The organism is Micromonospora sp. NPDC049114, from assembly GCF_040648635.1.
GTDB lineage: Bacteria > Actinomycetota > Actinomycetes > Mycobacteriales > Micromonosporaceae > Micromonospora.
On sequence record NZ_JBEZEA010000016.1, the window covers coordinates 34,723 to 58,556 of the forward strand.

Consider the following 23,834-nt stretch of genomic DNA (forward strand, 5'->3'; position numbering starts at 1 on the left):
GTGTCACCGAGGTCGGACGAGCCGCGCCGGAACCCGCCAGGGTCCCGGCGCGGTTCTTCGCGTGCTGGCGGGCCCGCCGACGAGGAGTCGCGGGCCGGCGAGCCGGGCATCGGGGGCATCTCCGGCGCCCGGGCGTACACCCCGAGGGGCCGGACCGTCCGCGAGGGCACGCCGGCGCGCGGTGGGGCGGCCGAGCAGCGGCGTACCCCGCGCAGCACCCGGTCCGGTGACCCGTTCCGGCCGGCGTTGCAGGTGCTCGACGGCGGCCGGGCCGCCGCCCGTTCCGGCCGGCGGGACGCTCCGGCGGCCGGCCGGGGTGGCGTCGTGCGGACCGTCGCGCCGCGCACCCCGCGCGGCCCGGCCGGCGACGAGCCGCCGCCGCGCCGCCGCACCACGCCGCGCGCGCCCGGCCGCGCCGACCGGCCGGGGGCCCGCCGGCCGTCGCGCAAGCCGCCGCGTCCACCGAAGCTCGCCGACCCACGGCTGCGGCTGCGCCTGGGTACGGTGCTCACCCTGGCGCTCTTCGTCGTCATCGGGGTGCGGTTGGTCTTCCTGCAGGCGGTCGACACCCCGGCGTACGCAGGTGGTGGCGTCGCCGACCGGACCCGCACGGTCGAGCTGCCCGCACCGCGCGGCGCGATCTACGACTTCCGGGGCGAGCCGCTGGCCCACAGCGTCGAGGCGCGGTACGTGTTCGCCGACCCCACCCTGATCGAGGACCGGTCCAACCCCGCGTGGATCGGCGCCGACGCCACCGCGAAGGCGCTCTCTCCGCTGCTCGGCATTCCGGTGTCCAAGCTCACCGAGCTGATGAAGCCCCGCAAGTTGGAGAACGGCAACCCGTCGCGGTTCGAGTACCTGGCCCGGGGGGTGGAGATCCCGGCTGCCAAGCAGGTGCTGGCGCTGGAGCTGCCCGGCATCGGGGTGCACCGCGACGAGCGTCGGGAGGTGCCCGGCGACGACCTGGCGGCCAACCTGATCGGCTTCACCAGCCAGGACATGGTCGGGCTGGAAGGGCTGGAGGCCCGCTACGACGAGCTGCTCGCCGGGCAGGACGGCAAGCGGGTGTACGAGGCGGGCCTCGGTGACCTCGCCGCGCCGATCCCCGGCGGCTACAGCAAGACGACCCCGGCCAAGCCGGGCAGCTCGCTGACCCTCACCATCGACCGTGACCTGCAGTTCCGTTGCCAACAGATCCTCAGCGCGGGGATGGCGGGGCAGCGGGGCGCGACCGCCGCCGCCGTGATCATCGACGTCGCCACCGGCGAGGTGCGGGCCCAGGCCAGCGACCCCACCTACAACGCCGCCAAGCCGGGAGACAGCGACCCGGTCGCCCGCGAGGACGCCGCGACCAGCTTCGTGGTCGACCCCGGCTCGGTGCACAAGGCGATCACCTACGGCGCCGCGCTCCAGGAGGGGGTGATCACCCCGGACACGACGCTGCCGATCGCGAACAGCATCAAGAAGGGTGACACCTGGTTCTCCGACACCCACCCGGCCAACGGCCGCAAGATGAGCGTGCCCGGGATGCTTGCCTTCTCGTCGAACGTCGGCGCGATCACCGTCGCCGACCGGCTCGGCCCGGAGCGGCTGATCGACTACCAGAAGCGGTTCGGGCTGGGCAAGGCCACCGGCGAGGGCCTGCCCGGGGAGGCCAGCGGTCGGCTGCTGCCCCTCGACGAGTGGAGCGGTTCGTCGGCCGGGTCGGTGCCGATCGGCCACAGCGTCGACGCCACGCCGTTGCAGATGGCCGCCGCGTACGCCACCATCGCCAACGACGGCACGTACGTGCAGCCGCACCTCGTGAAGGAGACGATCGGCCCGGACGGCAAGCGCACCCCCGCGCCGGCGCCGGTCACCCGCTCGGTGCTCAGCCCGCAGAACGCGGCGGCGCTGCGCACCATGCTGGAGGCCGTCACCACCGTCGAGGGCGCCACCGGCACCCTGGCGGCGGTCCCCGGCTACCGGGTCGCCGGCAAGACCGGCACCGGCTGGCGTCTGGTGGACGGCAAGAAGCAACCGGGCGAGGTGTCCTCCTTCATCGGCATGGCCCCCGCCGAGAAGCCCCGGTACGTGATCGCGGTCTTCGTGTACGCGCCCGGTGGTGGGGGCGCGGCGATCGCCAACCCGGCGTTCCGCGACATGATGCAGTTCACGCTGCGTCACTACCGCGTACCGCCGTCCGCGAGTGGTTCCGCACCGAAGTTCGTGGTCTTTCCGCGCTGACCAGCGCAGGGGCGACATCATCGGTGAGTGCCGACGAACCACCGGGGCGGCTGTGCGGCCGGAACCGGACGACCGGGTAGGGTCTGACGCCGTGCCCGGCAATCCACGTCCACGTACCGTGACCGGCGTCCGGCTCGGTGACCTCGCCCTCCGGCTCGCCGTCGACCTCCCGGCGGACGCCGCCGACGTGGTCGTCACCGGCGCCACCCACGCCAGCCAGGAGGTCCGCCCCGGCGACCTGTACGCGGCCCTGCCCGGCGCCCGCCGCCACGGCGCGGAGTTCGCCGTCGGCGCGGCCGAGGCCGGCGCGGTGGCCCTGCTGACCGACCCGGCCGGCGCCGAGCTGGCGGCGGCGAGCGGCCTGCCCGCCCTGGTGGTGCCCGACCCCCGCGCGGTGCTCGGCGAGCTGGCCTCGGCGGTGTACGGCGACCCGACGGCGGCGCTCACCGTGATCGGCGTGACGGGGACCGCCGGCAAGACGTCCACCGCGTACCTCGTCGAGTCGGGGTTGCGCGCCGCCGGGCACACCACCGGGCTGATCGGCACCGTTGAGACCCGGCTCGGTGATCTGGTGATCGACAGCGTGCGGACCACCCCGGAGGCGACCGACCTGCACGCGATGCTGGCCACCGCCCGGGAGCGCGGCGTCACCGCGGTGGTCATGGAGGTCTCCAGCCACGCCCTGGCCATGGGCCGGGTCGGCGGGGTGCGCTTCGCCGTCGGCGGGTACACGAACTTCGGCTCCGACCATCTGGACTTCCACGCCGACAGCGCCGACTACTTCGCCGCCAAGGCGCAGCTCTTCGACGGCCGGTGCGCGGTCGAGGTGCTCAACCACGACGATCCGGCGCTCAAGCCGCTCTACAAGCCGGCGACGGTCAGCTACTCGGCCGCCGGCGACCCGACCGCGACGTGGTGGGCCGACGGTGTCGACGGCGAGGGGTACGCGCAGCGGTTCACCGCGCACGGCCCGGACGGCGTGGCGCTGACCGCCGGTGTGGCGCTGCCCGGGCGGCACAACGTGGCAAACGCGCTGCTGGCGATCGCCGCTCTGGTGGGTGCCGGGGTGGACCCGGTGACCGCGGCGGCCGGCGTGGCCGCCTGCGGTGGCGTGCCCGGTCGCCTGCAACTTGTCGACGTCGTCGGCCCGGTGCGCGGGGTCGTCGACTACGCGCACAAGGCCGACGCGATAGTGGCCGCGCTGGCCGCGCTGCGCGAGCTGAGCGCCGGCCGGCTGATCTGTGTGATCGGCGCCGGCGGGGACCGCGACCGGGGCAAGCGCCCGGTGATGGGCGCCGCCGCGGCCGAGGGGGCCGACGTGGTGCTGGTGACCGACGACAACCCGCGGACCGAGGACCCGGCCCAGATCCGTGCCGAGGTGCTCGCCGGGGCGTACCGGGCGGGCACGGCGGCCCGGATCATCGAGGTGGCCGGTCGCCGGGACGCGATCGACGAGGCGGTCCGACTGGCCGAGCCGGGCGACGTGATCGCGCTGCTCGGCAAGGGCCATGAGCGGGGTCAGGAGGTGGCGGGCGAGATGCTCCCGTTCGACGACAGCACCGAGCTGGCCGACGCGCTGCGGGCCCGCTTCCCGGACCGGGCGGGTCAGCGGTGATCGCGCTGACCCTGGCCGAGGTGGCCGAAGCCGTCGACGGGCGGCTCGTGGCCGCCGACCCGACCGCCACCGTCACCGGTTCGGTCGAGTTCGACTCGCGCAAGGTCGGGCCCGGTTCGCTCTTCGTGGCGTTCCCCGGGGAGAAGGTGGACGGGCACGACTACGCGGCGAGGGCGATCGAGTCCGGCGCGGTGGCCGTGCTCGGCAGCCGCGAGGTGCCCGGCGTGCCGATGGTGCTCGTCGACGACGCCCTGACCGCGATGGGCCGGCTGGCCCGCGCGGCGGTGGCCCGGCTGCCCGAGCTGACCGTGATCGGGGTGACCGGCTCGTCGGGCAAGACCACCACGAAGGACCTGATCGGCCAACTCACCACCCGCCTCGGCGCCACGGTGGCCCCGCCCGGGTCGTTCAACAACGAGCTGGGCCACCCGTACACGGCTCTGCTGGCCGGTCCGGACACCCGCTACCTGGTCATGGAGAAGGGCGCCCGCGGCATCGGGCACGTGCGCTACCTGTGCGAGCTGGTGCCGCCCCGCATCTCGGTGGTGCTCAACGTCGGGACCTCGCACATCGGCGAGTTCGGCTCACAGGACAACATCGCGCTGGCCAAGGGCGAGCTGGTCGAGGCGCTGCCGGCCGACGGGCTGGCGGTGCTGAACGCCGACGACCCCCGGGTGGACGCCATGGCGAGCCGTACGCGGGCCCGGGTGGTCCGCTACGGCGAGGCGCCCGACGCCGACCTGCGCGCCGAGGACGTCACGCTCGACGAGCGGGGGCACCCGTCGTACACCCTTGTCACGCCGGAGGGAAGCGCGCCGGTACGGCTCGCGCTGACCGGCCGCCACCAGGTCGGCAACACCCTCGCCGCCGCCGCGGTCGCCCGGGAGCTGGGCATGCCGCTGGCCGAGGTGGCCACGGCGCTCGGCGAGCTGGGGCTGAAGTCCACCCGGCGGATGGACGTCTTCGACCGGCCCGACGGGGTGACGGTCATCGACGACTCGTACAACGCCAACCCGGCCTCGATGGCTGTGGCGCTCCGGGCGCTCGCCAGCCTCGGACGTGAGAGGCGTACCGTCGCGGTGCTCGGTTACATGGCCGAGCTGGGCCCGTTCGAGCGCGACGGCCACGCCGAGGTCGGCCGGCTCGCGGCCGAGCTGGGTGTCGACCGGCTGCTCGTGGTGGGCGAGCCGGCCGCGCCGATCCACGAAGGCGCGACAGCGGTAGCGAACTGGGGAGGAAAGTCGGTGCTGCTCACCGATCAGGCGGCGGCCGTCGAGGTGCTGCGGGGCGAGCTACGACCGGGCGACGTCGTCCTGGTCAAGGGCTCCCGGTACCGGACCTGGGAGGTGGCCGACGCCCTGCGCGCCGACGCCGCCGGGGAGGCCAGTCGATGAGGGCCATCATCGTCGCCATCGGGGTGGCCTTCGTCGTCTCGCTGTTCTGCACCCCGATCGCGATCAAGGTGTTCACCCGGCTCAAGGCCGGCCAGCCGATCCGGTCCGACGGCCCGGCCATGCACCAGGGCAAGAAGGGCACGCCGACGATGGGCGGCGTGGTCTTCATCCTGGCCACCGTGATCGCGTACGTGGCCGGCCACCTGGCCCTGACCACGCTGCCGGACGCGCAGATCGCGCAGGTGGAGCCGACCATCACGGCGCTGGTGCTGCTGGGGCTGATGGTGTTCTCCGGCGCGGTGGGCTTCCTCGACGACTTCCTCAAGGTGCGCAAGCGCAACAGCGCCGGCCTCAACAAGCGCGGCAAGCTGCTCGGTCAGATCCTGGTCGGAGCGGTCTTCGGCGTGATCGCGCTGTGGTTCCCGAGCACGATGACCGACGCGACGGGCAACGCCACCAACACCCAGACCGTGGGCAGCACCACGCTGAGCTTCATCCGGGACATCGACTTCCTGGAGGTCAGCAAGGTCGGCGCGGTGATCATCTTCATTTTCGTGGTGATGGCCGCGACGAACGGCGTCAACCTGACGGACGGCCTGGACGGTCTGGCGACCGGCGCCTCGGTGATGGTGCTCGCCGCGTACGCGCTGATCGCGTTCTGGCAGTACCGCCACTGGTGCGCCGACCCGAGCTACACCCAGCCGTACTGCTACGAGGTCCGGGACCCGTTGGAGATCGCGCTGATAGCCGGGGCCGCGGCCGGGGCCTGTGTGGGCTTCCTGTGGTGGAACACGTCCCCGGCGCGGATCTTCATGGGTGACACCGGGGCGCTGGGCCTGGGCGGCCTGATCGCCGGCATGGCGATGTCCACCCGCACGATCCTGCTGCTGCCGATCATCGGCGGGCTCTTCGTGATCATCACGATGTCCGTGGTGATCCAGATCATCTCCTTCCGGACCACAGGTAAACGTGTGTTCCGGATGTCACCGCTGCAGCACCACTTCGAGTTGGCCGGCTGGAGCGAGGTCAACATCGTGGTCCGGTTCTGGATCATCGCCGGCATCGGTGTGGCCATCGCCCTGGGCCTGTTCTACAGCGAGTTCCTCGCCAACATGACCTGACGGTCCCGACCTCGCCCCGACACCGACCCCGACCCGCCCCGACCCCGCCCCAACCCGCCCGGCGCAGGTCGGGGCGGGCGCGTTGCTGGGCACGAGCGGGGGCAGGGACTGGGTGGCCCGGGTGGTCGGAACGTCCTTTGCTCTGCTTCAACGGAGGCGACACTCCGGTGGCCGAACTGTTTCCTGGGTTGAAGCAGAGCAAAGGACGCGGTGGGGACGGCCGCCCCCCGCCGCGCGCCCCCGCCGCGCGCCCTGCCCGACACGCCCGGTGCGGCGTTGTGGACCTGTCGGGCACGCCGAGCGGTGATGATGTCCGGGTGGGGGAGGAACGAGAAACCGAGGACAGGACAGTCGGCCGGCCGCGCCGGCCGTCGACCGTGGAAGCGGGACGAGGCACGGAGGTCGGCAAGCAGTCGGACGAGACCCGCGGCGCGGAGCCGCGTGCGGCACGGCGGGACGTGGCAACGGAGACGCCTGCGTCGCTGCGCGGGCTGGACGCGGCCGGTGGACTGGCCGCGCTGCGGGGCCTGCTGGACCGGCCGCTGGCGTCCTACTACCTGCTGCTGTCCAGCGCCGGCCTGCTGCTGCTCATCGGGTTGACGATGGTCTTCTCGGCGACCAGCGTGAAGGACTACGCCGAGGACGGCAACGCGTCCGCGTCGGTGACCAAGCAGGCGATCTTCGCGGTGATCGGCATCGGGGCGTTCTGGGCGTGTCAGCGCCTGCCCGCCAGCACGTACCGCACCCTGGGCCGGCCGCTGCTGTTCACGTCGGTGGCGCTCCTGCTGGTGCTCAACCTGCTGGTGGCCTACGGCCGGCTCACCAACCAGAAGTCGGTCGCGTTCGGGCCGGTCGAGGCACGGCTGAACTGGCTGTTCGTCGGCGGGATCCAGGTGCAGCCGTCGGAGCTGGCCAAGTTCGCGCTGGTGCTGTGGGGTTCGCACGTCATCGCCCGCAAGGGGGCCGCGCTGGGCTGGTGGCGGGAGCTGGCCACCCCGCTCTTCCCGGTCATGGGTCTGCTCTTCGTCCTGGTCGGCTACAACGACACGGGCACCATGCTCTGCCTGCTGGCGCTCGTGGTCGGCCTGCTCTGGGCGGCCGGGGTACAGACGCGCGTCTTCGGCGCGTTGACAGTGATCGGCCTGCTCGGCGTGGGCCTGCTCATCGCCGTGGCGTCGCTGGGCGCGGGCTCCGGCGAGCGCGGCGCGGAGAACTACCGGCTGGCGCGGCTGACGTCGTTCATCAACCCGCCCGACCCGCAGGAGTGCAAGCTCGACGGCTGCCTCCAGCTCTACCAGGGTCGGTTGGCCATCGAACACGGCGGCTGGTTCGGCGTCGGCCTGGGCAAGAGCAGCCTCAAATGGGACTGGCTGCCCGAGGCGCACAACGACTTCATCTTCGCGATCGTGGCCGAGGAGTTGGGTGTGATCGGCTGCGTCGTGGTGCTGGCGCTGTTCGCGGTGCTCGCGTACACCGGTCTGCGGATCGCCCGGCGGGTCGACGACCCGTTCCGGCGGCTGGCGGCCGCCGCCGTGACCACCTGGCTGGTGAGCCAGGCGGTGATCAACATCGGTGGGGTCGTGGGGCTGCTGCCGATCACCGGCCTGCCGCTGCCGTTCATCTCCGACGGCGGAAGTGCCCTGGTCGTGACGTTGGCGGCGATCGGGATGCTGGCGTCCTTCGCCCGCGCCGAACCCGATGCGGCCAGAGCGCTGCATGCCCGTCCACCGGCCCGGTGGGTCCGACTACTCTGGGCCCCGTTGCCGCCGCTTCCCGGTCGGCGTCGCCGACCGGCGTCGCCGCCGGCTGGCCGAGGGTCCGTGCCCCGGTCCCGCGAGCGGCGCCAGGACGACCAGGCCGCACCGCGCGGCGCCCGGCAGGGCCGGAGCCGCCAGGGTACGGCGAGCGAGAGGAGACGCTGATGGGTCCGCTGCGTTCGGTGGTGCTCGCGGGAGGTGGCACCGGGGGACACATCTACCCGCTGCTGGCCTTCGCCGACTGCCTGCGCCGACACGACCCGGGCGTCCGGATCACCTGCCTCGGCACACCCAAGGGCATGGAGAACGAGCTGATCCCGCCGCAGGGCTACGACCTGCGGCAGATCCCGGCGTACCAGCTGCCCCGGTCGGTGAACATGAACCTGGTGCGTACCCCGGGCCGGATGTGGACCGCGGCCCGCGCCGCGGGCAAGGTGATCGACGAGGTACGCGCCGACGCGGTCGTCGGCTTCGGCGGGTACGTCTCGGTCCCGGCCTACCTGGCCGCGTGGCGTCGTGAGCTGCCCATGGTGATCCACGAGGTGAACGTGCCGCCGGGTGTGGCCAACCGGCTGGGCATGAAGTTCACCAAGAACATCGCGGTCGGCTTCCCGCACCAGCCGAGCCAGGCCGAGTCGCTGCGCGACGCGACAGTGGTCGGGGTGCCGCTGCGCCGCAGCATCGCCTCGCTGGACCGGTACGCGCTGCGTAACGCCGCCCGCGCCCGGTTCGGGCTCCGCCCGGACCTGCCGGTGCTCTTCGTCGCGGGCGGCTCGTCGGGCGCCCGCTCGATCAACCTGGCGGTCTCCGGCGCGGCCAAGGAGCTGGCCCGCAACGGTGTGCAGGTGCTGCACGTGATGGGCGCCCGCAACGAGCCGGTGCCGATCCCCACCGACCTGCCGGTGCCGTACGTGACGCTGCCGTACCTGTCCGAGATGGAGCTGGGCTACGCGGCTGCCGACCTCATGCTGGCCCGGGGCGGTGCGATGACCGTCGCCGAGGTGGCCGCGATCGGCCTGCCGACGATCTTCGTGCCGTACCCGCACAGCAACCAGGAGCAGAAGCGCAACGCGCTGCCCGTGGTGGAGGCCGGCGGCGGGCTGCTCGTCGACGACGCGGAGCTGACCCCGGACTGGCTGGAGCGCGCGGTCATCCCGCTGATCCGGGACCCGCAACGGCTGTACGCGATGGGCGCAGCCGCGTCGGCGTACGGGCGGCGCGACGGTGACGAGGCGCTGCGCTCGTTCGTCCTCGAGGCGGTGAACCGGTGACCGCGCAGTTCACGCCGGCCGGCACGCTCACCGCCGAGGACCTGGGCGCCGTCCACCTGATCGGTGTGGGCGGGGTGGGCATGCTCGGCGTGGCCCGCCTGCTGCTCACCCGGGGCATCCGGGTCTCCGGCAGCGACCTGCGCGAGTGGCCCTCGCTGGCGGGTCTGCGGGCGCTCGGCGGCACCATCTATCTCAGCCACGAGGCGACAAACCTCGACGGCGTGGACACCGTGGTCTACTCCTCGGCCATTCCGAAGGACCACCTGGAGCTGGTCGAGGCCCGTCGACGCGGCCTGCGGGTGCTGCACCGCTCGGAGGCCCTCGCGGCGGCGATGACCGGCCGCCGGGCGATCGCGGTCGCCGGCACGCACGGCAAGACCACCACCACCTCGATGGTGACGATGGTGCTCCAGCAGGCCGGTGTGGACCCGTCCTTCGTGATCGGCGGGGAGATCTCCGAGGTCGGCTCGGGCGCCCACCACGGCACCGGCGAGCACTTCGTGGTCGAGGCGGACGAGAGCGACCGCTCGTTCCTCATCTACCGCCCGTACGTCTCGATCATCACGAACGTCGAGCCGGACCACCTGAACACCTACGGCGACTACGAGACGCTGGAGGCGGCGTTCGTGGAGTTCGCCCGCCTCACCGACCCGAACGGGTTCATCATCACGTGTGCCGACGACCCGGGCGGTCGGCGGCTGGCGGCGACCCTGCGCGCCGAGGGGCGGCGGGTGTTCACCTACGGCGCGGCCGAGGACGCCGACCTGCGGTTGACCGAGATCGTCTCCTCCGCGCGCGGCGTGCGCTACCTGGCCGCGATCGACGGGCGGTCGCTGGGCGAGTTCCGGCTGCCGGTGCCGGGGCGGCACATGGGGCTCAACAGCGCCTCGGCGGTGCTCACCGCGTACCTGCTCAAGCTGCCGCTGGAGGCGGCGGAGGCCGCGCTGGCGGTCTTCCCCGGTGTGCGGCGGCGCTTCGAGCGCAAGGGCGTCGCGGACGGCGTGCTGGTCTACGACGAGTACGCCTACCACCCCACGTCGATGACGCTGGCGATGCAGACGCTGCGTGAGGTGGCCGGCGACGGGCGGTTGATCGTCGTCTTCCAGCCGTACCGGCTGTACCGCACCCGCGACAACCAGGCGGAGATCGCTGACGCGCTGGCCATCGCCGACGAGGTGGTGCTGCTGGAGGTCTTCGGGCCGGGCGAGCTGCGCCAGCCCGGTGAGGGCTCGGCGGCGCTGATCGAGGCGGTGGCGCTGCCGGCCGAGCGCAAGGTGTTCGTCGACTCCTGGGAGGCCGCGCCGGTCGAGGTGGTCCGCCGGGCCCGCCCGGGCGACGTGGTGGTGACGATGGGCGCCCCGCCGATCTCGCTGATGGGTGACGAGCTGCTGGCCGCCCTGGGCGCGCGTACCGCCGACTCCGCGTCGGGGGCGACTGTCGACCCGGTGGCCACGACCCCGGCGATCGGTCAGCCGGTGCCCGGCGGGTCCACGGCCGGCGGCGACGGGGCGGCGCTCGGTGGCGCCGCCGCACCGGACGGCGCGGCCCCCACGGCCGGATGAGCCCCGGCCCCGCCCGCGGGCGCACCAGCGGCGCCGACGGCGGCGCCCCACGGCGCGGTCCGGTCCGACGGTGGCAGTTGGTCCGCGCCGGCAGTGACGCGGTGCCGGCGTCGACCCGCCGCTTCATGGCCCGGGCCCGGCAGCGTCGGATGCGGGCGGCATTGCCGTGGGCGGTGGCCGCCGGGGTGCTGGCCCTGCTCGCTCTGGTCGCCTGGACGGTCCTCGGCACCGGGCTGTTCGGGGTCCGCACGGTGACGGTGGAGGGCGCCAAGCTGGTCACGGACGTGCAGGTGCGCGACGCGGTGGGGGTGCCCGACGGGGTGCCGCTGGCCCGGGTGGATCTGGCGGCCGCCGCGCGTCGGGTCGGTGCGTTGGCGCCGGTCGAGCGGGCCACGGTGTCGCGGGACTGGCCGGGAACGCTGGTGGTCCGGGTGACGGAGCGGACGGCGGTGGCGGTGGTGCCGCAGGCGGACGCGTTCGCGCTTGTCGACCGCAGCGGCGTGGCGTTCCAGACGGTGGCCCGCCGCCCCGCCGGGCTGCCGCTGGTGCGGGTGAGCAGGCCCGCCGCCGACGACCCGGACACCCGGGCCGCGCTGGAGGTGCTCGGGGCGCTGACCCCGCAGCTGCGGGCCGAGCTGGTGGACCTGAGGGTGGAGGGTCTGGCCCGGATCAGCCTGCTGCTGCGCGGGGACCGCACGGTGGTCTGGGGCGACGCCACGCGGGGTACGGACAAGGCGCGGGTGGCCACGGCGCTGCTCGACGAGGACAGCGACCGCATCGACGTGAGCGCGCCGGACGTGGTGACCTTCCGCTGACCGGGTGAGCGTGCTCCGCACGTGACGAGTCGCGCTCCGGCGGCGACACGCCGGTCGGGTCCTTGGCTCATCGCGTGGTGGCGCTTACGTTGCCCCGAAGAGGTTCAGTGGTTGACATAACTGTAAGCCTCTAGTAGAGGGTGAGGGTTCAGCCCTGACTCTCGCTGGTGACAGCTGTCGTCGGCCGCTGGTCTGGCCACGCCGTACCCGGTCGGCCGAAGCCAATCTCGAAGGAAAGGACCGGAGATGACACCTCCGCACAACTACCTGGCGGTCATCAAGGTCGTCGGCATCGGGGGCGGCGGCGTCAACGCCGTCAACCGGATGATCGAGGTTGGGCTCAAGGGCGTCGAGTTCATCGCGATCAACACCGATGCCCAGGCGCTGCTGATGAGTGACGCCGACGTCAAGCTCGACGTCGGCCGGGAGCTGACCCGTGGCCTGGGCGCCGGGGCCAACCCGGACGTCGGCAAGAACGCCGCCGAGGACCACCGCGACGAGATCGAGGAGGTGCTCAAGGGCGCCGACATGGTCTTCGTGACCTGCGGCGAGGGTGGCGGCACCGGCACCGGTGGGGCGCCCGTGGTGGCCAACATCGCCCGCAAGCTCGGCGCGCTGACCATCGGCGTGGTGACCCGCCCGTTCTCCTTCGAGGGCAAGCGCCGTCAGGTGCAGGCCGAGACGGGGATAGACGAGCTGCGCAACCAGTGCGACACGCTGATCGTCATCCCGAACGACCGGCTGCTGGCCCTGGGTGACCGCAACATCAGCATGATGGACGCCTTCCGCACGGCCGACCAGGTGCTGCTCTCCGGTGTGCAGGGCATCACCGACCTGATCACCACCCCGGGTCTGATCAACCTGGACTTCGCCGACGTCAAGAGCGTGATGAGCGGCGCCGGCAGCGCGTTGATGGGCATCGGCAGCGCCCGCGGGGAGAACCGCGCGGTCGAGGCGGCCGAGGCGGCCATCTCCAGCCCGCTGCTGGAGCAGAGCATGGACGGCGCGCGCGGCGTGCTGCTCTCCATCGCCGGTGGCTCCGACCTGGGCCTGTTCGAGATCAACGACGCGGCCCAGCTGGTCACCGACGCGGCCCACCCGGACGCCAACATCATCTTCGGCGCGGTGATCGACGACGCGCTCGGTGACGAGGTGCGGGTGACGGTCATCGCCGCGGGCTTCGACGGTGGCACGCCGGCGTACAAGGCGGCCGAGCCGACCCGCAAGACCAACACCAACCAGCCGGCGCCGCAGAGCACCCCGGTGCCGCCGCCGGCCACCCTGCCGGCTCCGGCCCAGTCGCCGCGCCGGGTGCTCTTCGACGACGTGGACGTGCCCGACTTTCTCAAGAACGGTTCCTGAGCGCCGCCGATGACCGACAGTTCAGCCACGGTACGACCGGACCGCCGCGCCGAACTCGCGGCGGGCCTGGTCCAGGTGCGGGCCCGGATCGCCGACGCCTGCGCGGACGCGGGCCGGGACCCCGCCGACGTCACGATGATCGCCGTGACCAAGACGTACCCGGCCGGTGACGTGCTGGCGTTGGCCGGCCTCGGGGTGACCGACATGGGGGAGAACCGCGACCAGGAGGCGGCCGGCAAGGCCGCCGAGGTGGCTGCGGCCGGCGTACGTCCCCGCTGGCACTTCATCGGGCAGTTGCAGCGCAACAAGGCCCGCTCGGTCGTGCGCTACGCCGACGTGGTGCACTCGGTGGACAGCGTGCGGTTGGCCCGCGCGCTGGGTAACGCGGCGGCGGAGCGGGAACGGCCGCTGGACGCCCTGGTGCAGGTGAGCATCGACGGCGACCCGGCGCGCGGCGGCGCGTTGCCCGACTCGGCCGACGAGGGCGTGGGGCTGGAGGCGGTCGCCGCGGCGGTGGCCGACGCCCCCGCGCTGCGGTTGGCCGGTCTGATGGCGGTGGCGCCGCTGGGTTGGCCACCGGAGCGGGCCTTCGCCCGACTGGCCGAGGTGGCCGAGGCGTTTCGGACGCTCCATCCGGGAGCGACAGCGTTGTCGGCGGGAATGAGCGGCGACCTGGAAATCGCGATCCGATACGGCGCGACACATGTCCGCGTCGGTAGCGCGTTGCTCGGAATGCGTCCCACGCTGCGGTAGCCTGACCGCGAGACAGGCAAATTACATCAGTGTTGTTTCAGGGCGGCGGATCCTTGTGGGGGTCGTGACGCGCGACGCGAATCGCGCGCCAGGGGGATTGCCGTTCCGGTCCGATGGGCATGGTTGTCCACTCGCGACGGGCGACATGGCACGGGGGCGAGTGCCGCACGGCGGACGGAAGGGCGCGGGATGGGTGCACTGCGCAAGGCGGGGGTCTGGCTCGGTCTCGTCGAGGAAGACGACGAGCGGGCCTACGACGACGGTGGCTACGACAAGGGTGGCTACCGCGAGTCGCGTTACCGGCAGAGCCGGTACGCCGAGGAGTTCGCCGACGAGGACGACGACGACGCCGAGGAGCCACCGGCTCCCCGGCCGCGCGCCAGCGAGCGGGGTCGGCTCTCCGAGCGGTCCACTGGGCGCGGCGGCGAGTCCGACCGCGGTGACGGTGAGCGTCCGGAGCGGGCCGAGCGGTCCAGCGTACGGTCGATCACGCGGTCCTCGGCCGGTGAGACGTCGGGCGCGTTGACGTACCACACGCGCGACAATCTGGCCCTCGCGCCGCAGGCCGTGACGCGGGAGCGCGTGGCCGTGCCCGAGGAGGAGCAGCGGTATCAGATCACCACGCTGCACCCGACCACGTACCGCGAGGCGCGCACCATCGGTGAGCACTTCCGCGACGGCGTACCAGTGATCATCAATCTCACCGAGATGGATGAGGCGGACGCCCGCCGTCTGGTTGACTTCGCGGCCGGTCTGGCGTTCGGGCTGCGCGGTACGATCGAGCGCGTGACCAATCGGGTGTTCCTGCTCTCACCGGCCAATGTCCAGGTCACCGCGGAGGACAAGGCCAAGATCGCTGAGGGCGGTTTTTTCAGCCTGAGTTGACCCCGCCCGACCCGAGGGACGTCGCTGACCGTGTTGTCGATCTTACTGCAAGTGCTGTACCTGGTCCTTTATGTCTTCCTGCTTCTTCTTCTGTCCCGGTTCGTGTTGAGCGCCGTCCTTCAGTACGGCCGGCGGTGGCAGCCGGGACGCGGCGCATCGGCAGGACTGGAATCCGTGTGGAGCGTCACTGATCCCCCTCTCAACGCGTTGAGGCGTGTGATCCCTCCGCTGCGAATTGGTACCGTGAGCATCGACCTGGCCTCCCTTGTGCTCCTGGTTATCCTGTTCGTGCTGATGGAGTTCGTGTTAGGGCCGTCGATCAGGGCATCTGCCTGATGACCGACGCGCTTTCGCGGCCGCAACTGACCCGAGGAGTTTCGATGCCGCTGACCCCGGCCGACGTCCACAACGTCGCCTTCAAGAAACCGCCGATCGGCAAGCGGGGGTATGACGAGGAGGAGGTCGACGCCTTCCTGGATGAGGTCGAGCGCGAGCTCGCCCGTCTCATCGAGGAGAACAACGAGCTGCGCGCCCAGGTGGAGCGCGGCGGTCGTGGCGGCGCCCCCGCCGGCCCCGGCGGCGACGCCCGACTGGCGGCGGAGCTCAACGACGTCAAGGCCCAGCTGGACCGGGTGCAGCGCGACAAGTCCGCTGCCGAGCAGGCCGCCCGCGCCATGCAGGCCGAGCTGGAGCAGGTCCGCGCGACCGGCGGCCCGGCCGGCGGCGTCACCGGTGACGGTGAGCAGCAGGCCCTGCGCGTGCTGATGATGGCCCAGCGCACCGCCGACGACCACGTGTCGGACGCGCGCCGCGAGGCCGACCAGCTCCTGTCCGAGGCTCGGAGCAAGGCCGAGGAGGTGACCCGCGAGGCTCGCGCGAAGGCCGACGCCCTGGAGCGGGACGCCCGCCAGCGGCACCAGGAGGCCATGGGCGGCCTGGACGCCAAGCGCACGGCCCTGCAGAAGCACATCGAGGAGCTCAAGCAGTTCGAGCGCGAGTACCGCACCCGGCTCAAGGCCTACCTGGAGAGCCAGCTGCGGGACCTCGACGGTCGCGGCCAGGGCCTCGAAGCCGAGATGACCCGCTCCGAGGCAGGCCGGGTCGCCGGCGGCAACGGGCTGGCCGCGGCAGGCCTCGCCGGTTCGTACGGCGGCGGGCGCTCCGGCGCCCTCGAAGCCGGACGCTGAGCACCGGCCGGCGATCGCTGTCCGCAGATGGTGACGGTCGCCGGCCCTGCCTGGACGGTACGACGCGGCGGGGGTGAGCCGTGATAGTCGCGAGTCTTCTGCTCATCCTCGTCGCTGTGGTGCTGCTGGTGTTCGGTCTGGCCGGTGGCTCCAGCGTTCTGTTGACCATTTCCATCGCGGCCAGTCTGCTGGCCGCCGTCGCGTTGGTGGTGGGCGCCCGCCAGGCAGCCGCCAACCGCGCGACGGCGGATCCCGGTCGGGCCGGTCCGCGGGACCGCGCGACATTCCGCAGGGCCAGCCAGGCCGAGCCGGGTGTCGCGTACGGTCCGCCGCTGGCCGAGCCGGATGTGCCGGTCCAGCATGTACCTCCGACGGTCGGCAACGGCGGCACCGGGTGGCGGCAACCACCCGAGCCGCCGTCCGACCCCGAGGCGGTCCCGCCCTTCGACGCGGCGTCACCGTATGACGGGGCCCCGCCCTTCGACGCGGCCTCGCCGTATGACGCGGCCCCGCCCTTCGACGCGGCCTCGCCGTTCGAGCCCGAGGCGTCGTTCGTGACCCCGGCCGACGCGTCACGCTCCTCGCCCGTCAGCCCGGCATCGCCCTTCGTGGCGCGCGGCGACGAGGCGTACCCCTCCGGCACGACGTCGGTCGACGCGCTGGCCGACGAGCCGGCCGAGCAGCCGATCACCCCTGCCGAGGCGGCCCGGGTCTCCCGGCTGCCCGACCCCGTCGTGGTTGTCGACGGGCGACCCCGCTACCACCTGGCCGGGTGCCCGCGCCTGGCCGGGCGGGTGCCCGAGTCCCTCCCGGTCGCCGAGGCCGTCGAGCTCGGCTTCACGCCGTGCGCGGCGTGCGCGCCGGCCACCGCCCTGCTCACCGACGTCCGGCCGATCTGAGAGCGGTGTCGGTGCCCCCGCAGGACGCGCTCACCGTGGCGGTACGGGTGAAGCCTGGCGCCTCCCGCGACGCGGTCGGCGGCCGCTTCGACGGCGCGTACGGCCCCGCCCTGGTGATCGCGGTCCACGCTCCGGCGGTGGACGGTCGGGCGACCGAGGCTGCCCGCCGGGCCCTCGCCGACGCGTTGGGCGTCCGGGCGGCCACGGTGTCGCTGCGCACCGGCGCGACCAGCCGGGACAAGCTGTTCCTCGTCGACCGGCCCGGCCCCGAGCTGACCGACGTGCTGCACCGACTGCGCGACGGATCCGCAGGGTGAGGACCGCCCGGGCTCGGCAACCGTGACGCCCGGGCTGGACATCGCGCTGCTGCTCGGCGCGGCCGTGCTGTTGGTGGCGGTCGGCGCCGTCCGGCTCTCCAGCCGCCTCGGGGTGCCCAGCCTGCTGTTCTACCTGGCGCTCGGCGTGGCCATCGGCGAGGGCGGGTTGGGTATCCGCTTTGACGACGTCGATCTGACCCGGACCCTCGGCTTCTGCGCGCTCATCGTGATCATCGCCGAGGGTGGCCTGACCGCCCGGTGGAGCGCCCTGCGTCCGGTCCTCGGGTTGGCCTCCGCGCTCTCCACGGTCGGCGTGATCGTCAGCATCGTGGTGGTCGGCGTCGCCGTACACCTGTTGCTGGGTCTGGACTGGCGGCTGGCGTTGCTCTACGGCGCGGTGCTCTCCTCCACCGACGCGGCGGCGGTGTTCGCCACCCTGCGGCGGCTGCGGCTGCCGCCGCGGCTGGTGGCCACACTGGAGGCCGAGTCGGGCATGAACGACGCCCCGGTGGTGCTGCTGGTGGTGCTGCTGTCGCACTCGGGCTGGTCGCATCCGTGGTGGTACGAGGTCGGTCTGGTCTGCTACGAGCTGGGCGTCGGCGCGGCGGTGGGGGTGGGTGCGGGCGTCGCCGGCACGTGGGCGCTGCGTCGGGCCGCGCTGCCGTCCGCGGGGCTGTACCCGATCGCGGCGGTGGGGATCACCGTCCTGGCGTACGCCGCAGGCGCCGTTCTGCACGCCTCGGGCTTCCTCGCCGTCTACGTGGCCGGGGTGCTGCTGGGCAACGCCCGGCTGTCGCACCGGCAGGCGATCCTGGGCTTCGCCGACGGGCTGGCGTGGGTCGCCCAGATCGGGCTGTTCGTGCTGCTCGGGTTGCTGGTCTCGCCGGGCCGGTTGGATGCGGCGGTGCTGCCGGCGGTGGTGGCCGGTCTGGCGCTGGTGCTGCTGGCCCGGCCGCTGTCGGTGGCCGTCTCGGCGGTGCCGTTCCGGGTCGGCCTGCGGGAGCAGGCGTTCCTGTCCTGGGCCGGGCTGCGCGGGGCGGTGCCGATCGTGTTGGCCACCATTCCTCTCTCGGAGCGGGTGCCGGGCGCGGAGCGCCTCTTCGACGCGGTCTTCGTGCTGGTGGTGATCTTCACGCTGGTGCAGACCAGCACGCTCGGTCCGTTCGCCCGCCGGCTGGGGACCACCGCGCCGGCCGAGGCCACCGAGATCCACGTGGAGACCGCGCCACTGGAGCGGATGCGGGCCGATCTGCTCCAACTGGAGGTGCCTCCGGGCTCGCGGCTGGCCGGCGTGCACGTCGACGAGCTGCGGTTGCCGGTGGGCGCCTCGGTGACTCTGGTGCTGCGTGACGGGGTGGGCTTCGTGCCTGGCCCGGACACCCGGCTGAAAACCGGCGACAGCCTGCTGATCGTCGCCACCGGTGGGGTGCGCGACGCCGCCGAACGGCGGCTGCGGGCCGTCAGCCGACGGGGTCGGCTGGCCCGATGGTTTGGCGAGTACGGGGATGAGGCGGTCGGTTGATCTGCTAGCGTTCCCTTTGCCCCAGTTAGGCAGGGCTCGGGGCTGTTGAGCGGTGCGACGGTGCGCCACGTTGTCGGACGCCTGTACGTTCCGTATTCTTGCCAACCTCCGGAGTGCGCGGCCATCGTCGCCGTGCGCCCCTTTTCGTACTTGGGGTCGCCTTTGTCGGCGCCCCTGACCAGGTGCCGCGACCGAGCGGCGCCGCGGCCGAGGAGCGACCCATGGCGAAGCCAGCCGATACCAGGACCGCCGGCCGCAAGCCGGTGGCCAAGGCCACCCGCAGCGCGGCGGAGACCGAGAAGATCCGGGCGGCGCTGGCGGCGCGGCGGGACGAGCTGCGCGCCGAGTACGATCAGACGCTGAGCGAGATCACCGAGCTGCAGCGCGATCGGTTGACGGACTCGGCCGGGGACGACCAGGCCGACACCGGCACCAAGACGTTCGAGCGGGAGCAGGAGATCTCTCTCGCCAACAGCATTCTGGAACGGATCACGCAGGTCGAGCGCGCCCTGGAGCGCCTCGACGAGGGTGGTTACGGCTGGTGCGAGCGGTGCGGCAACCCGATCCCGGTCGAGCGCCTCGCCGCCTTCCCGTCGGCCACCCTGTGTGTGACGTGCAAGCAGTTGGAGGAGCGGCGCTGAGGCCCGGTCCCCGTCTGCGATGAGACGGTGAGCGATCACCGCCGAGACACCTCGATGGGGAGCGCATGACCGCAGCACCGCCCGCCGAACCCGGCCGTACCGACCCGGGCGGCGGCAAGCCCCGGCCCCGGGCCGTCGCGATCCTCGCCGGGGTGGCCCTGGTGGCCCTGGTGGCCGACCTGGTGACCAAGCACCTCGCGCTCGCCGCGCTCAGCGACCGCGAGCCGGTCCGGGTGCTGGGTGGGCTGGTCTACCTGAGCCTGACCCGCAACAGCGGCGCCGCGTGGAGCATCGGTGCGAACTACACCTGGGTGTTCCCGCTGATCACCATCGGCGTGGTCGGCTGGATCGTCTGGATGGCGCTGCGACTGCGGTCCCTGCCGTGGGCGATCTCCCTGGGCCTGGTGCTCGGTGGGGCGCTGGGCAACCTCATGGACCGGATCTTCCGGGCGCCCGCCCCGTTCCACGGCCACGTGGTCGACATGATCAGCGTCTTCGGGCCGTACGGCGAGTACTTCCCGGTGTTCAACCTGGCCGACAGCTCGCTGGTCTGCGGTGTGCTGCTGGCCGTGCTGCTGGAGCTGACCGGTCGTCAGCGTGACGGTCGGCGGGCCGGCCGGGACGACGCCTCCGCCGACGCGGGCGCCACCGCCGACGCCGAGCAGAGGGAGCGGGCATGACCTCCACGTTCGCCGCCGGTGGCGACCACCGTTCGCTGCCCGTGCCCGACGGCCTGGACGGCATGCGCCTGGACCAGGCGGTGTCGCGGCTGTTCGGCCTCTCCCGTACCGCAGCCGCCGCCCTGGTCGACGCGGGCGACGCCCTCGTCGACGGCGCCGCCCGGCCCAACTCCCACAAGGTCAAGGCCGGCTCCTGGCTGGACGTCACCCTGCCCGCCCCGGTCGCCCCGCCGACCGTGGTGCCGCAGGCGGTGCCCGGCCTGCGCGTTGTGTACGCCGACGACGACATCGTGGTGGTGGACAAGCCGGTGGGCGTGGCCGCGCATCCCAGCCCGGGGTGGACCGGCCCGACGGTGATCGGCGCGCTCGCAGCGATCGGGCACCGCATCTCCACCAGCGGCGCCGCCGAACGGCAGGGCGTGGTGCACCGGCTCGACGTGGGCACCACGGGGATCATGGTGGTCGCCAAGAGCGAGCAGGCGTACACGGCGTTGAAGCGGGCCTTCAAGTACCGCGAGGTGGACAAGGGCTACCACGCGGTGGTGCAGGGGCACCTGGACCCGCTGCGGGGCACCGTGGACGCGCCGATCGACAGGCACCCCACCCACGACTACCGCTGGGCGGTGGTGTCCGGCGGCAAGCCGAGCATCACCCACTACGACACGCTTGAGGCGTTCCCGGCGGCCAGCCTTGTCGACGTGCGGTTGGAGACCGGCCGGACGCACCAGATCCGGGTGCACTTCTCCACGCTGCGGCACCCCTGTGTCGGTGACCTCACCTACGGCGCCGATCCCACCCTCTCGGCCCGTCTCGGCCTGGCCCGACAGTGGCTGCACGCCCGCGAACTGAGCTTTTTGCACCCCCGTTCGGGGGACGAGGTCCGGTTCGTCAGCGACTACCCTGACGATCTGGAACGTGCGCTTGAGATCCTGCGTGACTGAGCGGCGACCACCCGACATCGATCCGACGAGGGGATCCCGCCTGTGCGCGCCGGCGACCTGCTGCGGCAGCTGGACCAACGGCTGCTGCCGCCGCTGACCCGGGCGGTGGCCCGTCTCGGTGACCGGCCGGGGCGGTCCGGGGTGCTCACCTGGGCCGCAGTGCTCTCCGCGGCGGCCGTGCTGGGCACCGCCGTGTGGGCCGCCGACGACGCTCCGGTGGGCGACCGGACGGTGGGCGAGGTGACCCGCGTCGGGGTGGCCGACGGCGACTGGGTTCCCGGCTACCTGCGCTCGGCCGCGGCCGACCTGGCCGCGCTGAGCCCGACGGCCCCGGCCACCGCTGACGGGACGTACGCCCTGGTCGTGCTCGACGCGTACCTGCCGCCGCAGCGGCTGGCCGCGGTGCTCGGTGACGTGTCGGTGTCGACGGTCTTCGGCCGGGTGCCGCTGCCCGGCCGGCAGACCGAGATCGTCCGGATGCCGGCCCTGCGGGTGCCGGACGACGTGGTCGCTCAGATGGCGCAGGTGGCCGCCCGCAAGGACGGCGAGGCCGCCGACTACCGGGCCAGGGCCGCCGGGGTGCGCGGCGACAGCGCCGCCGAGCGCGAGCTGCGCCAGCAGTACGTCACCGGGGCGGACGTGGCGAGCGCCGAGGCGGCGGCGTACCGCGGTGGCTGCGCGTGCGTCTACGCGGCGGTGGTGCGCGCGGCGCCGGAGGCGCTGCGGGGCGTGGCCGCCCGCCCGGACGTGCGGGCCGTCGATCCGGCGCCCGAGGTGTACCGACTCGACCGTACGGTCTTCACGCCGCCGCTGCCCGAGCAGCGCGACGTGGTCCGCCCGCCTGCCGACACCGGCCCGAGCCCGGAGCCGACGCCGCTGGCGAGTGGCGCGTCGCCGTCGAGCACGCCGAGGCCGCCGGTGCCGATGGGCGAATCGTCGGAACCCGCACCGCTCGTAACGATTCCGTCACCCGAGTCGCCCTCGGCCGAACCCACCGAGGTGGCCCCGCCGGGTGTCACCACCTCCCCGGACGCGCCCGACGCCGGACTGCTGCCGCCCTCCCCGTCGTGATCTGCGCCGGGTGGTGTGCGTGCTCAGGTGTGGTCCGAATAGGGTTTGGTTCGTAGCCTGTCAGACAGAGATCGATGGCGCTGGGAGGGCGGGCCGTGGAGGGCAGTGAGACCGGCTGGGGCCGGCCGGCCGAACCAGCGCCGAGATGGCGGGCGTTGCTGGACCGCGCCCGGCTGGGCGGCCGGGCCGCTGAGCAGCCCGAGCCCGAGCGCCGGGCCGACGAGGCGCCGCCGGATCCCCTCCCGCGGCGCGCGGCCCCCAACGGCTACTCGGGGCGGGCGTCGGCCATCGGGCATCCGGCCGATCTGTCGTACGGCCAGGAGCCCGGTTACCGGGCCGAGGCGACCTACCGGGTCGATCCCGCCTACCGTGCCGAGCCGGGCTACCGGGCTGAGCCGGACTACCGGGCCGAGCCCGCGTACCGGGCCGAGCCGGACTACCGCGCCGAGCCCGCCTACCGGTCGGAGCCGGACTACCGGGCGGAGCCCGCGTACCGGGCCGAGCCGGAGTATCGGGCCGAGCCGGAGTATCGGGCCGAGCCGGCGTACCGGGCCGAGCCGGACTACCGGGCCGAGCCGGTGTACCGGTCGGAGCCGGGTTACCGGGCTGAGCCGACGTACCGCGCCGACCCGGGCTACCGGGCCGACCCGACGTACCGTGCCGAGCCGGGTTACCAGGCCGAGCCCGAGCCGCCGCCGCGCCGGGCCGAGCCGGAGTCGCGCTACGCCCTCCTGGACAACGGTTACCGGCCGGGCAACCCGGCGGGGGAGTCGCGGTACGCGCTGCTGGAGACCGGTTACCAGCCGGAGACCGGCTACCCGACACCCGCGCCGCAGGTGACCCCGCCGGTCGCGGCGGTCGCGCCACCGCCGGTCGCGCCACCGGTCACCCCGCCGCCCGCCCCGCCGGTCAGCCCGCCGCCGGGCTCGGCCATCGCCGAGCGCGGCTACCCCGCCCGGATCGAGTGGCGACCGCAGGGCGTCGACCAGGAGTCCGAACGCGCCACCGGCGTGCTCCGCCGCGACCTGGGCACACCCCGCGTGTTCGCGTTCGCCAACCCCAAGGGCGGCGTGCACAAGACCACCGCGACGGTCCTCGCCGCCGCCACCGTCGGCAGCGTCCGGGGGCGGGGCGTGCTGGCCTGGGACGACAACGAGCTGCGCGGCACCCTGGGGCTCCGCGCCGGGAGTGCCCGCCACGCGCGCACCATCCGCCACCTGATCGGTGACCTGGCCCAGATCGAGATCCTGGAGGGCGCGACCCTGCTGGAGCGGCTGGACGACTACCTGCGGCACGCCTCCGACGGCTCGTACGACGTGCTGGCCGGCGAGGAGAGCCCGCGCTTCGCCCAGCGACTCGACCAGTTCACCGTCAAGCGGGTGCTCGAACTGCTGCGTCGTACGCACGACGTGGTCTGCGTGGACACCGGCAACAACGTGGAGAGCGCCAACTGGCGCACCGTGATGCAGGCCGCCGACCAACTGGTGGTGACCACCGTGCCCCGGGAGGACGCGGCGTTCAGTGCCGACTGGATGCTCGACCTGCTGCACGAGGAGGGCATGGGCGAGCTGGCCGACAACGCGGTCACCCTCATCTCCTGCCCCACTCCCGGCCGCTCGCCGTTGCAGGACGACCTGGAACGGCACTTCGCGACGCGTACCCGCGCGGTGGCCGTCGTGCCGTACGACCCGGCGTTGGAGACCGGTTCGTCGATCGAGTACCACCAGCTCCAGCCGGAGACCCGGCAGGCGTGGCTGCGCGCCGCCGCGGCCATGGCAGAGCCGTTCGCCCGGTGAGTTGGTTCGCCGCCACCGG

Annotated in this window: 20 protein-coding genes and 2 pseudogenes; all 22 read left to right on the forward strand. The window is 73.2% G+C overall.

Annotated features, from left to right (window positions below; genetic code table 11):
- On the forward strand, positions 1 to 2,226 hold the full coding sequence (locus AB0B39_RS29510; RefSeq protein WP_357575938.1) for a penicillin-binding transpeptidase domain-containing protein: 2,226 nt from the start codon (positions 1 to 3) through the stop codon (positions 2,224 to 2,226).
- A 52-nt stretch (positions 2,227 to 2,278) separates the two neighbouring features.
- Positions 2,279 to 3,841 carry a UDP-N-acetylmuramoyl-L-alanyl-D-glutamate--2,6-diaminopimelate ligase gene (locus AB0B39_RS29515; RefSeq protein WP_234591414.1) on the forward strand — a complete coding sequence of 521 codons (1,563 nt, stop codon included), beginning with the start codon at positions 2,279 to 2,281 and terminating at the stop codon, positions 3,839 to 3,841.
- Entirely contained in the window at positions 3,838 to 5,235 is a 1,398-nt protein-coding gene (murF, locus tag AB0B39_RS29520) for a UDP-N-acetylmuramoyl-tripeptide--D-alanyl-D-alanine ligase (protein WP_357575939.1), read from the forward strand. The genes AB0B39_RS29515 and murF overlap by 4 nt, the downstream gene beginning before the upstream one ends.
- Entirely contained in the window at positions 5,232 to 6,356 is a 1,125-nt protein-coding gene (mraY, locus tag AB0B39_RS29525; protein ID WP_234591416.1) for a phospho-N-acetylmuramoyl-pentapeptide-transferase, read from the forward strand. The genes murF and mraY overlap by 4 nt, the downstream gene beginning before the upstream one ends.
- A 458-nt stretch (positions 6,357 to 6,814) precedes the next feature.
- Positions 6,815 to 8,278 (forward strand): putative peptidoglycan glycosyltransferase FtsW, encoded by a 1,464-nt coding sequence (locus tag AB0B39_RS29530; protein WP_234591419.1) that lies wholly within the window; start codon positions 6,815 to 6,817, stop codon positions 8,276 to 8,278.
- A complete protein-coding gene (gene murG, locus AB0B39_RS29535; protein WP_234591417.1) occupies positions 8,278 to 9,384 on the forward strand; it encodes an undecaprenyldiphospho-muramoylpentapeptide beta-N-acetylglucosaminyltransferase in 1,107 nt (368 codons plus the stop codon). The genes AB0B39_RS29530 and murG overlap by 1 nt, the downstream gene beginning before the upstream one ends.
- Positions 9,381 to 10,946 (forward strand): UDP-N-acetylmuramate--L-alanine ligase, encoded by a 1,566-nt coding sequence (gene murC, locus AB0B39_RS29540; RefSeq protein ID WP_234591418.1) that lies wholly within the window; start codon positions 9,381 to 9,383, stop codon positions 10,944 to 10,946. The genes murG and murC overlap by 4 nt, the downstream gene beginning before the upstream one ends.
- The gene (locus AB0B39_RS29545; protein ID WP_357498835.1) at positions 10,943 to 11,761 is read left to right on the forward strand and encodes an FtsQ-type POTRA domain-containing protein; all 819 of its coding nucleotides are present in this window, start codon (positions 10,943 to 10,945) and stop codon (positions 11,759 to 11,761) included. Before murC ends, AB0B39_RS29545 begins: the two co-directional genes overlap by 4 nt.
- A 246-nt stretch (positions 11,762 to 12,007) precedes the next feature.
- The gene (gene ftsZ / locus AB0B39_RS29550) at positions 12,008 to 13,123 is read left to right on the forward strand and encodes a cell division protein FtsZ (RefSeq protein WP_234588050.1); all 1,116 of its coding nucleotides are present in this window, start codon (positions 12,008 to 12,010) and stop codon (positions 13,121 to 13,123) included.
- Positions 13,124 to 13,132: 9 nt separating this feature from the next.
- The gene (locus AB0B39_RS29555; protein ID WP_357575940.1) at positions 13,133 to 13,876 is read left to right on the forward strand and encodes a YggS family pyridoxal phosphate-dependent enzyme; all 744 of its coding nucleotides are present in this window, start codon (positions 13,133 to 13,135) and stop codon (positions 13,874 to 13,876) included.
- 189 nt (positions 13,877 to 14,065) lie between these two features.
- Positions 14,066 to 14,761, forward strand: coding sequence for a cell division protein SepF (gene sepF / locus AB0B39_RS29560; RefSeq protein ID WP_357498831.1), 696 nt, complete (start codon positions 14,066 to 14,068; stop codon positions 14,759 to 14,761).
- Between the two features lie 30 nt (positions 14,762 to 14,791).
- Positions 14,792 to 15,097 (forward strand): YggT family protein, encoded by a 306-nt coding sequence (locus tag AB0B39_RS29565; protein ID WP_088949372.1) that lies wholly within the window; start codon positions 14,792 to 14,794, stop codon positions 15,095 to 15,097.
- Positions 15,098 to 15,141: 44 nt separating this feature from the next.
- The gene (locus AB0B39_RS29570; protein ID WP_007463015.1) at positions 15,142 to 15,948 is read left to right on the forward strand and encodes a DivIVA domain-containing protein; all 807 of its coding nucleotides are present in this window, start codon (positions 15,142 to 15,144) and stop codon (positions 15,946 to 15,948) included.
- 80 nt (positions 15,949 to 16,028) lie between these two features.
- A pseudogene (locus AB0B39_RS29575) lies at positions 16,029 to 16,385 on the forward strand (hypothetical protein); the annotation flags it as partial.
- Positions 16,386 to 16,613: 228 nt separating this feature from the next.
- Positions 16,614 to 16,832, forward strand: a pseudogene (locus tag AB0B39_RS29580) (hypothetical protein); the annotation flags it as partial.
- A 20-nt stretch (positions 16,833 to 16,852) separates the two neighbouring features.
- A complete protein-coding gene (locus AB0B39_RS29585; protein ID WP_357575941.1) occupies positions 16,853 to 17,164 on the forward strand; it encodes a DUF167 domain-containing protein in 312 nt (103 codons plus the stop codon).
- Positions 17,165 to 17,186: 22 nt separating this feature from the next.
- Positions 17,187 to 18,686, forward strand: coding sequence for a potassium/proton antiporter (locus AB0B39_RS29590; protein ID WP_357575942.1), 1,500 nt, complete (start codon positions 17,187 to 17,189; stop codon positions 18,684 to 18,686).
- Positions 18,687 to 18,907: 221 nt separating this feature from the next.
- A complete protein-coding gene (locus AB0B39_RS29595) occupies positions 18,908 to 19,327 on the forward strand; it encodes a TraR/DksA C4-type zinc finger protein (RefSeq protein WP_007463005.1) in 420 nt (139 codons plus the stop codon).
- A gap of 65 nt (positions 19,328 to 19,392) precedes the next feature.
- Positions 19,393 to 20,007, forward strand: a complete 615-nt coding sequence (gene lspA / locus AB0B39_RS29600; RefSeq protein ID WP_357575943.1) for a signal peptidase II — start codon at positions 19,393 to 19,395, stop codon at positions 20,005 to 20,007.
- Positions 20,004 to 20,948 (forward strand): RluA family pseudouridine synthase, encoded by a 945-nt coding sequence (locus AB0B39_RS29605; RefSeq protein WP_234588042.1) that lies wholly within the window; start codon positions 20,004 to 20,006, stop codon positions 20,946 to 20,948. The genes lspA and AB0B39_RS29605 overlap by 4 nt, the downstream gene beginning before the upstream one ends.
- A gap of 42 nt (positions 20,949 to 20,990) precedes the next feature.
- Positions 20,991 to 22,019 carry a hypothetical protein gene (locus AB0B39_RS29610; RefSeq protein ID WP_357575944.1) on the forward strand — a complete coding sequence of 343 codons (1,029 nt, stop codon included), beginning with the start codon at positions 20,991 to 20,993 and terminating at the stop codon, positions 22,017 to 22,019.
- 95 nt (positions 22,020 to 22,114) lie between these two features.
- The gene (locus AB0B39_RS29615; RefSeq protein ID WP_357575945.1) at positions 22,115 to 23,815 is read left to right on the forward strand and encodes an AAA family ATPase; all 1,701 of its coding nucleotides are present in this window, start codon (positions 22,115 to 22,117) and stop codon (positions 23,813 to 23,815) included.
- Positions 23,816 to 23,834 lie beyond the last annotated feature (19 nt).

Coding starts and splice junctions, on each gene's coding strand:
- mraY (WP_234591416.1), top strand. CDS start 5,232: ATGAGGGCCATCATCGTCGCCATCGGGGTGGCCTTCGTCGTCTCGCTG.
- murG (WP_234591417.1), top strand. CDS start 8,278: ATGGGTCCGCTGCGTTCGGTGGTGCTCGCGGGAGGTGGCACCGGGGGA.
- AB0B39_RS29545 (WP_357498835.1), top strand. CDS start 10,943: ATGAGCCCCGGCCCCGCCCGCGGGCGCACCAGCGGCGCCGACGGCGGC.
- ftsZ (WP_234588050.1), top strand. CDS start 12,008: ATGACACCTCCGCACAACTACCTGGCGGTCATCAAGGTCGTCGGCATC.
- AB0B39_RS29555 (WP_357575940.1), top strand. CDS start 13,133: ATGACCGACAGTTCAGCCACGGTACGACCGGACCGCCGCGCCGAACTC.
- sepF (WP_357498831.1), top strand. CDS start 14,066: ATGGGTGCACTGCGCAAGGCGGGGGTCTGGCTCGGTCTCGTCGAGGAA.
- AB0B39_RS29570 (WP_007463015.1), top strand. CDS start 15,142: ATGCCGCTGACCCCGGCCGACGTCCACAACGTCGCCTTCAAGAAACCG.
- AB0B39_RS29595 (WP_007463005.1), top strand. CDS start 18,908: ATGGCGAAGCCAGCCGATACCAGGACCGCCGGCCGCAAGCCGGTGGCC.
- lspA (WP_357575943.1), top strand. CDS start 19,393: ATGACCGCAGCACCGCCCGCCGAACCCGGCCGTACCGACCCGGGCGGC.
- AB0B39_RS29605 (WP_234588042.1), top strand. CDS start 20,004: ATGACCTCCACGTTCGCCGCCGGTGGCGACCACCGTTCGCTGCCCGTG.